The organism is Limnohabitans sp. Rim28 (genome assembly GCF_000293865.2).
GTDB lineage: Bacteria > Pseudomonadota > Gammaproteobacteria > Burkholderiales > Burkholderiaceae_C > Limnohabitans_A.
Map to the genome: position 1 here is coordinate 57139 of NZ_ALKN02000007.1, position 14222 is coordinate 71360.

Consider the following 14222-nt stretch of genomic DNA (forward strand, 5'->3'; position numbering starts at 1 on the left):
GGTGTTCCCTTTTTTATTCCACCCGCTGACTGATCCAACTGCGCGCATGGATTCTGAGTAAGCACTATATGTTGAAAACCCCAATTTTCAACTTAATCAGATTCTTTTTTATCCAATTCAATGCCCATTTGCCCGGCTGTGCGCAAGTGATCAAGCTGCCCCGTTGCACACCCGCAGCACTTGCGGGCCATAGGCCTCGAGCTTCTTGACGCCCAGGCCGCTGATGCCTTGCAGCTGGACCAGGCTTTGGGGTGCGGCCTCGGCAATGGCGGCCAGCGTCGCATCGTGGAAGATGACATACGCGGGCAGGTTGTGTTCTTTGGCCACTTCGGCGCGCCAGGCCTTGAGGTTGATGTAGCGCACCATCGCGTCTTGCCCCAGGTTGGCGGCGGCGGGGGATGGGGCGCTGCGGCTGCGCGTGCGTTTGTCGGCGCGTTGGCTGGTGCTCTCGCGCAGCTGCACCGGTACATCGCCCTTCAGCACGGCGCGCGAGCCTTCGGTCAGGTGCAGGGTGCTGAAGCCTTCTTCGGTGTGCACATGCAGCGCGCCAATGGCGATCAGCTGGCGCATCACGGCGCGCAGTTGCTGCTCGCTGTACTCGGCCCCCACACCAAAGGTGCTGATGCTCTCGTGGCCGCGTTGCGCCACTTTCTCGGTTTTTTTGCCGCGCACGATGTCCATGGTGTGCGCTGCGCCAAAGCTGTGGCCGCTGGCCTGGTGGCAGCGGTACACGGTGGACAGCAGTTTGCGCGCCGCATCGGTGCCGTCCCACACTTCGGGCGGGTTCAGGCAGTTGTCGCAGTTGCCGCAATAGGGCATGTACACGCCTGCCCCGGTGTCCGTTTGTCCGGGGTAGATTTCGTCGAAATATTTCAGCAGGCGCACGCGTCGGCAGTCGGTGGCCTCGGCCAAACCCAGCAGGGCGTCGAGCTTGCCGCGCATGACCTGTTTGAACTCTTCGCCCGCCGGGCTTTCGTCGATCATGCGGCGCTGGTTCACCACATCTTGCAGGCCATAGGCCATCCACGCGTCCGACGCCAGCCCATCGCGCCCGGCGCGCCCGGTCTCTTGGTAATAGCCTTCGATGTTTTTGGGCATGTCCAAGTGCGCCACAAAGCGCACATCGGGTTTGTCGATGCCCATGCCGAACGCGATGGTGGCCACCATCACCACGCCCTCTTCGCGCAAAAACTCGTTCTGGTGGCGCTGGCGCATCTCGGGGGGCAGCCCCGCGTGATAAGGCAGCGCATGGACGCCCGCCTCGCACAGCATGGCCGCAATCTCTTCCACCCGTTTGCGCGATTGGCAATACACCACGCCCGCGGCTTCGGGGTGGTCGCGCTCAATGAAGCGCAGCAGCTGGGTGCTGGCTTCTTTTTTCTCAACGATGGTGTAACGGATGTTGGGCCGGTCAAAGCTGCTGATGAACAGCTGGGCGCTTTGCAGTTGCAGCCGCTCGATGATGTCGGCGCGCGTCAGCGCATCGGCCGTGGCCGTGAGCGCCACACGCGGCACGCTGGGGTAGCGCTCGTGCAGCACCGTCAGGCCCCGGTATTCGGGCCTGAAGTCGTGGCCCCACTGGCTCACGCAATGCGCTTCGTCGATGGCAAACAGGCTGAGCAGGCCGCGCTCTTGCAGCGAATCCATCTGCGCCAAAAAACGGGCATTGGTCACGCGCTCGGGTGCGGCATAGAGCAGTGTGATTTCGCCGCGCAACAAGCGTCGTTCTATGTCAGATGCTTCTTCGCTCGTCAGGGTGGAGTTCAAAAAAGCGGCGTTCACGCCCGCCTCGTGCAGCGCGCCCACCTGGTCGTGCATCAGCGCGATCAGCGGCGAGACCACCACCGTGATGCCGTGGCCAGCCCGCTGGCGTGCAATGGCCGGAATTTGGTAGCACAGCGACTTGCCCCCGCCCGTGGGCATGAGCACCAGCGCATCGCCCCCGGCGGCCACATGGTCAATGATGGCCTGCTGCGGTCCGCGAAAGGCGTCGTAGCCAAAGACTTCGCGCAGGATGGGGAGGTGGGGGGACACGGGGGATTGACGGCTTTTTGAAGGCTTGATTGTCCGCTATTGATGGGTCGGATTTTTGCGGGTGTGGTGTGGGTGGGCGAGGGCGGGCACAGGGTTCCTCATGAGGCGGGGGTACGCCAAAATCGTCACCCTCTGCCCGCCCTCACCCACCCACAGCAGACGATGGGCTTCGCGCCTGCGTTTACCATCCTTCCCCATGTACACATCCGCTCTTGTTCTGTTTTCTGGTGGCCAAGACTCCACCACCTGCCTGGCCCATGCTTTGAGCCGTTACGAACGGGTCGAAACCCTGGCGTTTGATTACGGCCAGCGCCACAAGGTCGAGTTGGATGCCCGGCTGAACGTGTTGGCCGCCATCAAGGCGCGCTTTCCGGCTTGGGCCCCTAAGATGGGCGAGGACCACCTGCTGGACGCGGGCATTTTGGGGCAGATCAGCGAAACGTCTTTGACCCGCGACACCGCCATTGAGATGGAAAGCTCGGGCCTGCCTAACACCTTTGTGCCGGGGCGCAACCTGCTGTTCCTCACGCTGGCGGCGGCTTTGGCTTATCGCCGGGGTTTGCAGGTCATCGTCACCGGCGTGTGCGAGACCGATTTTTCGGGCTATCCGGATTGCCGCGACGACACCATGAAGGCCATGCAGGTGGCCCTGTCCCTGGGCATGGACCGCAAGCTGCTGATCGAAACGCCGCTCATGTGGATCGACAAGGCACAGACCTGGCAACTGGCGCACGATCTGGGCCAACAAGCCGACCCGGCGCAAGGTGGGCAGGCGCTGGTGGACTTGATCGTGGAGCACACCCACACCTGCTATCTGGGCGATCGTACGCAGCGCCACGATTGGGGTTATGGCTGCGGCCAGTGCCCGGCATGCCAGTTGCGGGCAGCGGGCTTTGCGCGGTTTCAAAAAAACTGAAACCCCAACTTTTACAATACAGCCCATGAAGACCCCCGTTTACACCCGCGCCCAAGCGCTGCCCGAGATCCTTAAAAACCGCATCGCCATCCTCGATGGGGCCATGGGCACCATGATTCAGCGTTTCAAACTGTCTGAGGCCGATTACCGGGGTGAGCGTTTCAAGGACTTCCCCAAAGACGTCAAGGGCAACAACGAGTTGCTGAGCCTGACCCGGCCTGACGTGATCCGTGACATCCATGAAGGCTATTTGGCCGCCGGCGCCGACATGATCGAGACCAACACCTTTGGCGCGACCACCATCGCCCAGGCCGACTACGACATGCAGCACCTGACCCGCGAGATGAACCTGCAGTCCGCCAAATTGGCCCGCGCCGCTTGCGACAAGTTTTCTACGCCCGACAAGCCCCGCTATGTGGTGGGCGCTTTGGGCCCCACGCCCAAGACCGCCAGCATCAGCCCCGATGTGAACGACGCCGGTGCCCGCAACGTGACCTTTGAAGAACTGCGCGCCGCCTATTACGAGCAGGTCGAGGCTTTGGTCGAAGGCGGCTCGGATGTGCTGCTGGTCGAAACGATTTTTGACACGCTCAACGCCAAGGCCGCGCTGTTTGCCATTGAGGAATTTTTTGAAGCCAGTGGCGAGCGCCTGCCTCTCATCATCAGCGGCACCGTGACCGACGCATCGGGCCGGATTTTGAGTGGCCAGACCGTCACCGCCTTTTGGCACAGCGTGCGCCACGCCCAGCCCCTGGCCATTGGCCTGAACTGCGCTTTGGGTGCCACGCTGATGCGCCCCTACATCCAAGAGCTGAACAAGGTCGCAGGCGACACCTTCATCAGCTGCTACCCCAACGCCGGTTTGCCCAACCCCATGAGCGACACCGGCTTTGACGAAACCCCCGAAGTCACCAGCCGCCTGCTGCACGAGTTTGCGGCCGAAGGCCTGGTCAACATCGTGGGTGGCTGCTGCGGCACCACGCCTGAGCACATCGGCGCGATCAGCAAAGCGGTCAGCCCGCTGGCGCCGCGTGGTGTGCACGGGGGCTTCTTTTACAAAGAAGCGGCCTGATCGGTCACGCTCAGGCCGTTCAGGTCATTCAGGCCAGCGCGCCGAAAGCCTTGCTGAAAAAGTCTTCGGTGCCGAAGTTGCCCGACTTGAGGGTGATGTGCACCCCGCCAGATTCGGTGGGCGCATGGCACCACGGCACACCCGGGTCAATTTGAGGCCCGATCTGCAGCTGCGCAATGCCCAGCGCCTGCACGCAAGCGCCCGAGGTTTCGCCGCCCGCCACCACCAATTGACGCACGCCCAAACCCACCAGGCCACGCGCCACGGCGGCCAGTGCATGTTCGACCAAAGCACCCGCTTGGGCCACGCCCAGTTGTGCCTGCACGGCTTTGACGGCATCGGGCTCGGCGGTGGAGTACACCAGCACCGGGCCGTTTTTCAAAAGCGGCGCGGCCCAGGCCAGCACCTGCTGCACCACGGCGTCGCTTTGGCCATGCATCAAGCTGGCGGGGGCGATGGCCATGGCGGGGCGCCCCGTGGCTTTGAAGTGCGCGACTTGCGCGTTGGTGGCCACCGAGCAACTTCCTGAAACCACCGCCTGCAGGCCTGAGGCCACAGGCAGCTGGCTGGCTTGCAGCGAAGGCTTGAGGCCAAAGTTGGGGGGCAGGCCAATGGCCACGCCCGAACCGGCGGTGACCAGCGGCATGCCTTTCAAGGCAGGCCCGAGCAGGTGCAGGTCGGCGTTGCTGGTCGCGTCCACGATGGCCACGCTCACGCCTTCGGCACGCAGTGCGGCGATGCGCTCGCGGATGGCCGCTTCGCCTTGCCCCACGGTTTTGTGGTCGATCAGGCCCACTTTGCGCTTCGTTTGCGCCTGCATCACGCGCACCAAGTTCGCGTCTGTCATGGGTGTGAGCGGGTGGTTTTGCATGCCCGATTCGTTGAGCAGCACGTTGCCTGCGAACAGGTAGCCCTTGAACACCGTGCGGCCGTTGTCCGGAAAGGCGGGCGTGGCGATGGTGAAGTCGGTGCCCAGCGCGTCCATCAGCGCCTCGGTCACCGGGCCAATGTTGCCTTCGGGCGTGCTGTCAAAGGTGGAGCAGTATTTGAAATAGATTTGCTCGGCGCCTTGCGCTTGCAGCCACTTCAGGGCTTCCAGCGATTGCGCAATCGCCTCGTTAGCCGGGTTGGTGCGCGACTTGAGCGCCACCACCACCGCGTCTACCTCAGCCGCCAAAGGTGCGGTGGGCACGCCAATGGTCTGCACCACCCGCATGCCCGAGCGCACCAGGTTGTTGGCCAGATCGGTCGCGCCGGTCGAGTCGTCGGCGATGCATCCGAGTTTCAGCTGGCTCATGCTTGGCCCTTCGGCAACTCAATGCCCGGGAAAATTTTGATGACCGCGCTGTCGTCTTCTTTGGCAAAGCCTGCGGTGCTGGCCTGCATGAACATCTGGTGCGCGGTGGAAGACAGCGGCAGCGGGAACTTGCTGGCACGCGCCATGTCCAACACCAGCCCCAAGTCCTTCACAAAAATGTCCACAGCCGAGAGGGGCGTGTAGTCGGCCGCCAGCACATGGGCCATGCGGTTTTCAAACATCCAGCTGTTGCCTGCGCTGTGGGTGATCACCTCGTACAAAGCGGCGGCGTCCACGCCTTCGCGCAAGCCCAGCGCCATGGCCTCGGCCGCAGCGGCGATGTGAACACCTGCCAACAACTGGTTGATGATCTTGACCTTGCTGCCCGCGCCCGCGCTGTCGCCCAGCTTGTAAACCTTGGCGGCCATGGCGTTCAAGAACGGCTCGGCCAGGGTATAAGCCTCGGGCTTGGCGGCGGTCATCATGGTCATCTGGCCACTGGCCGCTTTGGCCGCGCCACCCGAGATGGGCGCGTCCACATAGCGCAAGCCCATGGCTTCCAGGCGCGCTTCCAAAGCCACCGACCAGTTCGGGTCGACGGTGGAGCACATCACGAACACGCTGCCAGGCTTCATGCTGGCGGCGCAACCGGGGGTGGTGCCATCGCCAAACAGCACGGCTTCGGTCTGTGCGGCATTCACCACCACCGACACGACCACGTCACACGCCGCACCCAAAGAGGCCAGCGTGTCATGCGCTGTGCCGCCCGCGTTCGTGAACGCCTCGGCCACTTCGCGGCGCACATCAAACACCTGCACGCTGTGCCCAGCGCGTCGCAGCGACCCGGCCATGCCCGAACCCATGGCGCCCAAACCAATCAAACCGACTGTTGTCATCTCACGTCTCCATTGTCAATCGCTGAAATATCAATGTTGCAAACCGCTTGGGTCAGTCCAAAGTGATCTTGGCAAAAGCGGCCACTTTTTTCCATTGCGCTGCATCTGCCTGCATGAAGTTGCCCAGACCTTGGGCGTTGGCCCAAGCGGGTTCGGCGCCCGCTTTGAGCATGGCGGTTTTGACCTCGGGCTGACTGGCCACGCGTTCCAATGCTTGTTCCAGTTTTTGCAGCACGGGGGCAGGCAAGCCCGCTGGCGCGGCCACGCCAAACCAAGCGAACACCTGATAGCCCTTCATGCCCGCTTCTTCCATGGTGGGCACGCCCGGCAAAGCGCTGCTGCGCTGGGGCGTGGTCACGGCCAGGGCCTTGAGCTTGCCACCGTTGATGAGACCCAGCGCCGAGGGCAGGTTGTCAAACATCATGTTCACCTCGCCCGCCATCAGGCCCGTCAGGCCCGCTGCTGCACCCCGGTAAGGGATGTGGGTGACGAACGCGCCCGACTGGCTTTTGTACAGTTCGGCGCTCAGGTGCAAAGAGGTGCCCTGCCCGTTGGATGCGTAGTTGAGTTGGCCCGGCTTGGATTTGGCCAGCGCCGTGAGGTCCGCCAAGGTGTTGATGCCCGAGCTTGGATTGACCATCAGCACATTGGGCACGCGGCCCAGCAGGGCCACCGGGGCAATTTGCTCAGGCTTGTAAGGCAGCTTGCTGTACAGCGCGGGGCTGATCGTCAGCGGGGGCGAGGCCATGAGCAAGGTGTAGCCGTCGGCTGGTGCACGCGCCGCTTCGGCCGCGCCCAGGTTGCCACCGGCACCCGGTTTGTTGTCAATCACGATGGGCTGGCCCAGCTCCAGCGCCAGTTTGGGTGCCACCAAGCGGGCCATGTTGTCGATCAAGCCACCCGGTGGAAAGGGCACCACCAGCTTGATGGGCCGTGTGGGCCAAGCCTGAGCCACAGCGGTCGAGGCCAAAAAGGGCGTGACGGCCAGCCAAAGGGCGGCTGCCGTGGTCCAAGTTCTGCGTTGCATGGGATCTGTTTCCTGATTTGAATTGATCAGGTCATCATACAAATTTTGAATGGGCTTGGTATCAGGGTGATCACGGCGGTGACTGCCGATACTGAGATTGGCCACCACCCCAATAAAGGCGGCTTGGGTTGTGAGCCATGATCTGCTCAAAGGACTCGGCACCTGTCCACGCATGGGCTTGGGCGATGAGTGTTTCAAAATTCGCAAACGCCTCATGGTTGGTGCAGGGCCAGTCGCTTCCCCACAGCAATGCGCCAGGGCCCAGTTCGCTCAATAAAAGAGAAGCCAAAGTTTCTGGATGGACGCCGCCCAATCGGTAAGCGCCACTCAATTTCACGTAAACCGGGGCAAGGCTTGCGTGCTTTTTCAAGGCCATCAAAGTGGGGTCAGAGGCGGAGGCTTCCAAAGGTTTGGCCATGTGGTCCACCACAAGGGGTGTGTCAGAGGGTATTTGACGCAACACTTGGGGCAGCTTCCCTTGATCGGTGTGGATCTCAAGATGCCAACCCAGTGAGTGGATGGCTTCCCAAATGTTGTCCGACAGCGTCCATTCGGGGATGTCATGCGAGACACCCGACAAATTCAAGCGGATGCCCCGCACGCCAGATATGTGCAGGGTCTTCAAGGTTTCAATGTCCACACTTGGGCTGACCACGGCAATACCGCGCAGCTTGTCCGGGTGAGACGCGAGGGCATCGATCATCAGGCTGTTGTCTGTGCCCAGAAAGCTCGGTTGCACCCAAACACCGCGAGCCACTCCCACATTTTGGGCCTGGCGCATCCAATCGGACAGCTTCGCGCAGTATTGCGGTGCGTATCGGGCGCCTTCAACGGCAACCCCTGCGTTGAAAACATGGAAATGGGTATCGATCCAATTTTTTGACATGTTGAAATCCATGATGTACATTCTAGTCCTCTAGATGTCTAGAATCAATGCATGACAACCCTCTTTAAAACCCATTCACTGGGCCAAAGTCGATACGGCAATTTGGCGACTGCTTTGCGCGATCGAATCCTGCAAGGTGAATGGGTGCCGGGTGAGGTTATCCCTGCCGAATCGGCTTTGGCGCAAAGCTATGGTGTGGCATTGGGCACCATCCGGCAAGCTTTGTCACTGCTGGTTCAAGATGGCGTGTTGCAACGCCGGCATGGCAAAGGCACCTTTGTGAGCAAAGGTGTTGATGGCGCCTCCATGATGCGATTTTTCAGATTTCGGGGCACAGACGATGCGGCCAGCATGACGCCTCATTCCCAGATTTTGGGCAGTCGTTTGCGCAGTGCCAGCGTGCAAGAAACTCAGGCCTTTGGCATGGCCAAGGGGGCTCAAGTCCTTCAAATTGAACGCCTTCGAAGCCTGGAGTCTGAACCCTGCCTGCTTGAAACCATCGTTTTGCCTCTGCCACTTTTTGGTGCTTTGGCCGACGCCGACACCGATGGGTGGGACGACTTGCTCTACCCCATGTACCAGCAACGGTGTGGGGTTGTGATTCAAAAAACACAAGACAGTCTGAGCTTTTCGCAACTCAATGCCAGACAAGCCAAGCGCCTCAAACTGGCTGCATCCCACCCCTGCGTTCTGGTGGAGCGTCAGGCTTTTGACATGGCGGGCCGCTGCGTCGAACTTCGCACCACACGTGGCGACGCGTTTTCTTTCAAATACACCGCACAGGTGCAATAACAACTTACTAGGAGATATGTCATGAATGGTTTTTCCCGACGCCAATCCATCGGCTGGATGGCGCTTGTCACCTCTGCCCTGTGCGGGACAGCGACAACTGGTTTTGCACAAACGGCGTACCCCACCAAGCCGATCACTTTGGTGGTGACCTACCCGCCAGGGGGCGGCGCTGATGCCATGGCCAGACTGATTGCGCCCAAAATGGGTGAAGCACTGGGTCAGACGGTCGTCGTTGAAAACAGGGCTGGCGCCAGCGGGCAAATTGGCGCAGCAGCGGTTGCCAAAGCCAACCCGGATGGCTACACCTTGATGCTGGATGCTTCATCTTTTTCCGTCAACCCTTCGCTGTATCCCAAGCTGCCTTATGACAGTCTGAAAGCTTTTCAGCCTGTCGGCGTGGTGGCCTTGTTCCCGAATGTGGTTTTGGTCAACGCCAATTTCCCGGCGAAGAACATGGCCGAACTCACGGCAGCTGCGCGTAAAGCCAAGGATGCCGTGTCCTATGCATCATCGGGCAATGGCTCCGCACAACATTTGGCGGGTGCATTGTTTGAATCTGCTGCCAAAGTGGACATGATTCATGTCCCTTACAAGGGTGGCGGCCCCGCACTCAATGACGTGATCGGCGGCCAAGTGCCACTTTTCTTTGGCAATTTGGCGTCCACCTTGCAGCATGTCCAATCGGGCAAATTGAAAGCCTTGGCCGTGACCTCGGATAAGCGCTCTCCCATCCTGCCCGATGTCCCCACGCTCGGTGAATCTGGCTTGAAAGGCACCGAAATTTACGAGTGGAATGCGGTATTTGCCCCTGCCAACACCCCTGAGCCTGTGATGAAAAGACTGGCAGCGGCGTTTCAACAGGCTTTGGATGCGCCTGAGGTGAAAGCGCGCGTGGCCCAACTGGGTGGCGAGTTGCAAAAAGGCTCCCCCGAGCAGGCCAGAGCATTCATTGAGCAACAAATCAACCTCTGGGGTCGCGTGGTCAAAGAACGCAAAATCACCATTGAATAAGCGAGTGAAAGGGCTTGGGCCACAACTGCGCACACGCCACGGGCCCATCCCAAACCGTGGCATGCTCGCTGTTTTTGGGAAGGGTCCTTCGTGATGCAGTTTTTGGCCCGCTGGTTCAGCCTTTTTGGCTTGTTGCTGTTGTCAGCTTGCAGCAGCGTCCCCACTTCAACCTACGCCCCCAAGTTGGGGCAAATGGGCAAAGACGTGATGTGGCTGCCCACGCGCGATGAGCTGGTGACCCAAATGCTCACGGCAGCGCAGGTGTCACCCGAAGACGAGGTGGTGGACTTGGGGGCCGGTGACGGCAAGATCGCGATCGCGGCCGCACGGCAATTTGGTGCGCGGGCTTGGGGCATTGAGTACAACAAAGACCTCGCCGCCTTGGCGCAGCGCAATGCCGAAAAAGCCGGTTTGGCTGGCCGGGTGCGCATCGTGCAGGGCGACATTTTCAAAGAGGATTTTTCCAGAGCCAGCGTGGTCACCCTGTATTTGCTGGAAGAGTTGAACGAACAATTGCGCCCCACCTTGCTGGGCATGCGGCCAGGCACGCGCGTGGTCTCCAACACCTTTGGCATGGGCGACTGGGAGCCCGATCAGGTGATCCGGGTGGGCAGCAACACCGGGTATTTTTGGAAGGTGCCCGCCCAAGTGGCAGGTCAATGGTCGGTGCAGGGGCTGGACCGCCGTGGTCCGGTTTCGCTTCAGTTGACCCAGCATCACCAGCGCGTGGCCGGCACGCTGAATTGGGCCCCAGCCTCGGGCAACAAGGCACAAGCATTGTTGGGCGCGCGCCTGGACGGTGCCGACTTGCATTTCAGTTTCGTCAAAGAAGACGGGCAATTGCAAGCGGTTCAAGTCCGCGTGCAAGGGGGCACCATGGCGGGCGAATGGGCAGGGCCTTACGGCATGTTCGAGTTTCAGCCCGAAGTGGTGAAAGTCAGCGCCCAGCGTTTGGGCCACTGACTTTGGCTGAGTCCCCTGTGCGCAGGCGACTCACGTCCCGACGGGTTCAGGGCTGGGGACCCCAAGGGGCCGACAACATCAGCTTGTTTTGTTGCTCGGCAATCAATGGACGGATTTTGGCGGCGAAGGCCATGAAGTCGGCATCTCCGTAGACACCGGCCCAAAAGGCACGGCGGTCGGCATCGTCTTCAAACTTCCAAATGTGGATCAGCTGGTTCAAAGCGCCCACATCCCCCGTGAAATAGCCCACCAGCTTGGGTGGGTGCTTGGACAGCACGGGCCAGCCTTCGTTTTTGTACAAGCCGACGAGTTCAGACATTTTGCCGACGATGGCGTTGTAGGTCCGCAGTTCATAGATGGCCATGGAGACTCCAAAAATTTGTGAAAAAGGAACCTCACTTTAGGATCTCAAAGCAAGCCGACCTGTCGGCAAGGTGACGCCTGGTGGTCACTGGCCCTGTAAGATCAAAAACGCCCTCAACGGGCTTTTTGATGGAATCAGACCATGAACGCCCCAATCTCACCCACCGCCTTGGCCCCAGCCGCCGCTGTCCAAGCCGCCGACCTGGCCGCCTTGCCCCTGATCGAAAAATGGATCGCCTTTGCCACCGTCTCGCGTGACAGCAACCTGGCTTTGCTCGATTGGACCGAGGCCTATTTGAAGGATTTGGGCATCACCTGCAGCCGCACCTACGACGACAGCGGCCAAAAGGCCAACCTCTGGGCCACGCTGCCTGCGCACGACGGCGAAACCAAAGTGGGCGGCCTCGTGCTCTCGGGTCACACCGACGTGGTGCCGGTGGACGGCCAGCCCTGGGACACCGACCCGTTCAAGGTCGTGATCCAAGGCGACAAGATGTTCGGCCGGGGCGTGACCGACATGAAGAGCTTTGGTGCCATCTGTTTGATGATGGTGCCCGAGCTGATGAAAAGAAAACTCAAGCGCCCGATTCACTTGGCTTTCAGCTACGACGAAGAAGTGGGCTGCATCGGTGTGCGCCGCATGATTGCCGACATTCAGGCGCAGGGCTTCAAGCCTGCGGGTTGCATCGTGGGCGAACCGACCGGCATGCAGGTGGTGATTGCACACAAGGGCAAACATTCGTACAAAACCACGGTGCACGGTTTTGAGGCGCATTCTTCGCTCACGCCGCTGGGTGTGAACGCGGTCGAGATCGCTTGCGAATTTGTCGCCAAGCTCAAAAGCATGCACCGCGAGTTGGTGCAAAACGGCCCGTTTGACCCGATTTACGACGTGCCGCACACCACCATCCACACGGGTGTGATCGCCGGTGGCACGGCGCTCAACATCATCCCGCGCCAGTGCGAGGTGAGCTGGGAAATCCGCCACCACCACCTGAACACGCCCGAAGAGTTGTTTGCACGGGCCAAGGCTTTTGGCGAGGGCTTGGTGCCTGCCATGCAGGCAGTGGCCCCAGACACCGGCATCACGCACGAGCTCAAATCGGTGCTGCCCGGTTTTGCCACGGCCGCCGACAGCGAGATCGCGCAGCTGTGTTTTGACTGCGCCGAGGTCGATCCGGCCAGTGGCGCGGGCAAGGTGTCGTTTGGCACGGAGGCGGCGCTGTTCCACCAGGCGGGTGTGCCCACCATCGTCTGCGGTCCTGGCCACATTGCCCAGGCGCACCAGCCCAACGAATGGGTCACGCTCGAACAGCTGGCTTGGTGCGAGCGCTTCATGCGCCGCTTGGCCGACCGGGTTTGTGTGTGCTGATGGCGCTCAGGCCGTGTGCCTCAGTGAAACACGTAGCCATCCATGGCGATCACATGGTCGCTGATGCCCCGGAAAAAAGCGCCAGGCTGAGCATCAGCGCCAGCTGCGCCCAAGGCGGTGAACAGCGGCAACAAGTGTTCGTCTGTGGGGTGTGCGCGCTGACCTGAAAGCTGCTGGCGGTAATTCAGCAAACCGGCCACATCGCGCTGCACCAAATGGGTGTGAACCCAGTCGGCAAAGGTCTGCACATAGCCGGGTGTGGCACCGCCGTGCATGCGAATCGCCATCAAGTCCCGCAGGTTGTGGGTGATGTTGCCCGAACCCACGATCAGGATATGGTGTTCAGCCAGTGAAGCGAGCGCTTGGCCGACCCGGTAAGCGTGTGCAGGCCCCAAGTGGCTTTGTACCGACAGCGGCACTACGGGGATGTTGGCGTCTGGGAACATCTGACGCATCGGAATCCAGGTCCCGTGGTCCAGGCCGCGCTGGGCGTTTTGCGCGGCGGGCAAGCCCGCCTCTTGCAGGGCGGCCATGACCAAGGCCGCCACATCGGGGCTGCCAGGCGCAGGGTAGTGCATCTCGTACAGCCGTGGGTCAAAACCACCAAAATCGTGAATGGTTTCGGGTCGGGTGGCAAAACCCACGGTGGGCAGGGCCGTTTCCCAATGCGGGCTGACCACCACGATGGCGCGGGGCTTGCCCAACTGCGGCACCAGCGCGCTCATGGCGGCGCCAGCCGCACCGGGGTACAGGGCAAACATGGGCGAGCCATGGGGGACAAACAAGACAGATTTGGGGGCGTGCATGGTATTCACAGGACGATGAATGGCTCCACTGTAGGGCAAAGCATCGGTGAGCTGTTGCACACCCGCAGCGTCAAGCTTCAAAGCCCCACTTGGCGGTACAGGTCGCTGGCGCGGGTCAAGTGGGCCGACATGGCTTGGGCCGCGCCTTCGGCATCGCCTTGGTCAATGGCGTCCACGATGCGTTGGTGCTCGGCCAGGGTGAGCGACTCGGCGCCCGGTGCCCGCACGATGTGGTGGTAGTACTCGCTGGCCCAGCCAAACAGGGCTTCTACGATGGCCGGGTAAATCGGGTTGCCACCAATGCGGGCGATCTCGCGGTGGAATTCCATGTCGCGTTTCAGAAACTGGTCGAGGGTGCTGAGCGAATCTTGGTGTGCCGCCAGCCGCTCGCGCAGGCGCTGGACGTCCTGCGGCGTGGCCTTTTCTGCCGCTTGCCGCACCATGCTGACTTCCAGAAACAGCCGCGCCTCTTTGAGGTGCTCTAAGGTTTCGGGTTGTATGCGCAGCAAGTGGCGTGCGCCTTCGGCAATCTGTGCAATCAGCAATTGGGCGGTGGGCACCACCACTTTGGCGCGTTCGCCATGCGAGATTTCGACAATGCCCGAGCGGGCCAACTCTTGCAAGGCTTCGCGCACCGCGACGCGGCCCACGCCATAAAACGCCATGAGTTCGCGCTCAGAGGGCAGCGGCTCACCCGGTGCGATTTCGCCAGACGCGATGCGGGCCATCAGGCGGTCCAACACCTCTTGGTAGAGCTTACGCCGCTGGATGTGTTCAGCCATACCTT

14 protein-coding genes are annotated in these 14222 nt (G+C 61.1%); 6 read left to right on the forward strand and 8 right to left on the reverse strand.

Annotated features, from left to right (window positions below):
* Nucleotides 1–150 precede the first annotated feature (150 nt).
* A complete protein-coding gene (gene recQ, locus B472_RS09495; protein WP_019427353.1) occupies nt 151–2034 on the reverse strand; it encodes a DNA helicase RecQ in 1884 nt (627 codons plus the stop codon).
* Between the two features lie 196 nt (nt 2035–2230).
* Here recQ and queC point away from each other — a divergent pair, with 196 nt between their 5' ends.
* Together queC and B472_RS09505 are read left to right on the forward strand one after the other, a co-directional pair.
* The gene (gene queC / locus B472_RS09500) at nt 2231–2950 is read left to right on the forward strand and encodes a 7-cyano-7-deazaguanine synthase QueC (RefSeq protein ID WP_019427354.1); all 720 of its coding nucleotides are present in this window, start codon (nt 2231–2233) and stop codon (nt 2948–2950) included.
* A 25-nt stretch (nt 2951–2975) separates the two neighbouring features.
* Entirely contained in the window at nt 2976–4022 is a 1047-nt protein-coding gene (locus tag B472_RS09505) for a homocysteine S-methyltransferase family protein (protein ID WP_019427355.1), read from the forward strand.
* Nucleotides 4023–4050: 28 nt separating this feature from the next.
* On the opposite strand, the gene otnK is transcribed toward B472_RS09505, so the two are convergent.
* The 4 genes from otnK to B472_RS09525 form a co-directional block, all read right to left on the reverse strand.
* The gene (gene otnK, locus B472_RS09510; RefSeq protein ID WP_019427356.1) at nt 4051–5319 is read right to left on the reverse strand and encodes a 3-oxo-tetronate kinase; all 1269 of its coding nucleotides are present in this window, start codon (nt 5317–5319) and stop codon (nt 4051–4053) included.
* Nucleotides 5316–6215: an L-threonate dehydrogenase gene (ltnD, locus tag B472_RS09515; protein WP_019427357.1), complete on the reverse strand. Its 900-nt coding sequence runs from the start codon at nt 6213–6215 to the stop codon at nt 5316–5318. The genes otnK and ltnD overlap by 4 nt, the downstream gene beginning before the upstream one ends.
* A gap of 52 nt (nt 6216–6267) precedes the next feature.
* The gene (locus tag B472_RS09520; RefSeq protein WP_040505996.1) at nt 6268–7242 is read right to left on the reverse strand and encodes a tripartite tricarboxylate transporter substrate binding protein; all 975 of its coding nucleotides are present in this window, start codon (nt 7240–7242) and stop codon (nt 6268–6270) included.
* 70 nt (nt 7243–7312) lie between these two features.
* On the reverse strand, nt 7313–8128 hold the full coding sequence (locus tag B472_RS09525) for an amidohydrolase (RefSeq protein ID WP_238147420.1): 816 nt from the start codon (nt 8126–8128) through the stop codon (nt 7313–7315).
* A 51-nt stretch (nt 8129–8179) separates the two neighbouring features.
* Here B472_RS09525 and B472_RS09530 point away from each other — a divergent pair, with 51 nt between their 5' ends.
* The 3 genes from B472_RS09530 to B472_RS09540 all read left to right on the forward strand — a co-directional run bounded on the left by B472_RS09530 (nt 8180) and on the right by B472_RS09540 (nt 10894).
* Complete coding sequence (locus tag B472_RS09530; protein WP_019427360.1) at nt 8180–8920, forward strand: GntR family transcriptional regulator; 741 nt, start codon at nt 8180–8182, stop codon at nt 8918–8920.
* 21 nt (nt 8921–8941) lie between these two features.
* Nucleotides 8942–9931 carry a tripartite tricarboxylate transporter substrate binding protein gene (locus B472_RS09535; protein ID WP_026039619.1) on the forward strand — a complete coding sequence of 330 codons (990 nt, stop codon included), beginning with the start codon at nt 8942–8944 and terminating at the stop codon, nt 9929–9931.
* Between the two features lie 93 nt (nt 9932–10024).
* Nucleotides 10025–10894, forward strand: coding sequence for a methyltransferase domain-containing protein (locus B472_RS09540; RefSeq protein ID WP_019427362.1), 870 nt, complete (start codon nt 10025–10027; stop codon nt 10892–10894).
* A gap of 46 nt (nt 10895–10940) precedes the next feature.
* Here the strand turns inward: B472_RS09540 and B472_RS09545 are convergent, their stop codons facing one another.
* Entirely contained in the window at nt 10941–11258 is a 318-nt protein-coding gene (locus B472_RS09545; protein ID WP_019427363.1) for an NIPSNAP family protein, read from the reverse strand.
* A gap of 141 nt (nt 11259–11399) precedes the next feature.
* Between B472_RS09545 and argE the strand changes: the two genes are divergently transcribed.
* Nucleotides 11400–12629, forward strand: a complete 1230-nt coding sequence (gene argE, locus B472_RS09550) for an acetylornithine deacetylase (protein ID WP_019427364.1) — start codon at nt 11400–11402, stop codon at nt 12627–12629.
* A 20-nt stretch (nt 12630–12649) separates the two neighbouring features.
* On the opposite strand, the gene B472_RS09555 is transcribed toward argE, so the two are convergent.
* The gene (locus B472_RS09555) at nt 12650–13435 is read right to left on the reverse strand and encodes a class III extradiol ring-cleavage dioxygenase (protein WP_026039620.1); all 786 of its coding nucleotides are present in this window, start codon (nt 13433–13435) and stop codon (nt 12650–12652) included.
* A gap of 77 nt (nt 13436–13512) precedes the next feature.
* Complete coding sequence (locus B472_RS09560; protein ID WP_026039621.1) at nt 13513–14217, reverse strand: transcriptional regulator NanR; 705 nt, start codon at nt 14215–14217, stop codon at nt 13513–13515.
* Between the last annotated feature and the right edge of the window lie 5 nt (nt 14218–14222).

Bases quoted from the DNA above. Each gene is read 5' to 3' on its own strand.
- queC (WP_019427354.1), top strand. From the start codon at position 2,231: ATGTACACATCCGCTCTTGTTCTGTTTTCTGGTGGCCAAGACTCCACC.
- B472_RS09505 (WP_019427355.1), top strand. From the start codon at position 2,976: ATGAAGACCCCCGTTTACACCCGCGCCCAAGCGCTGCCCGAGATCCTT.
- otnK (WP_019427356.1), bottom strand. From the start codon at position 5,319: ATGAGCCAGCTGAAACTCGGATGCATCGCCGACGACTCGACCGGCGCG.
- ltnD (WP_019427357.1), bottom strand. From the start codon at position 6,215: ATGACAACAGTCGGTTTGATTGGTTTGGGCGCCATGGGTTCGGGCATG.
- B472_RS09520 (WP_040505996.1), bottom strand. From the start codon at position 7,242: ATGCAACGCAGAACTTGGACCACGGCAGCCGCCCTTTGGCTGGCCGTC.
- B472_RS09525 (WP_238147420.1), bottom strand. From the start codon at position 8,128: ATGTCAAAAAATTGGATCGATACCCATTTCCATGTTTTCAACGCAGGG.
- B472_RS09530 (WP_019427360.1), top strand. From the start codon at position 8,180: ATGACAACCCTCTTTAAAACCCATTCACTGGGCCAAAGTCGATACGGC.
- B472_RS09535 (WP_026039619.1), top strand. From the start codon at position 8,942: ATGAATGGTTTTTCCCGACGCCAATCCATCGGCTGGATGGCGCTTGTC.
- B472_RS09540 (WP_019427362.1), top strand. From the start codon at position 10,025: ATGCAGTTTTTGGCCCGCTGGTTCAGCCTTTTTGGCTTGTTGCTGTTG.
- B472_RS09545 (WP_019427363.1), bottom strand. From the start codon at position 11,258: ATGGCCATCTATGAACTGCGGACCTACAACGCCATCGTCGGCAAAATG.
- argE (WP_019427364.1), top strand. From the start codon at position 11,400: ATGAACGCCCCAATCTCACCCACCGCCTTGGCCCCAGCCGCCGCTGTC.
- B472_RS09555 (WP_026039620.1), bottom strand. From the start codon at position 13,435: ATGCACGCCCCCAAATCTGTCTTGTTTGTCCCCCATGGCTCGCCCATG.
- B472_RS09560 (WP_026039621.1), bottom strand. From the start codon at position 14,217: ATGGCTGAACACATCCAGCGGCGTAAGCTCTACCAAGAGGTGTTGGAC.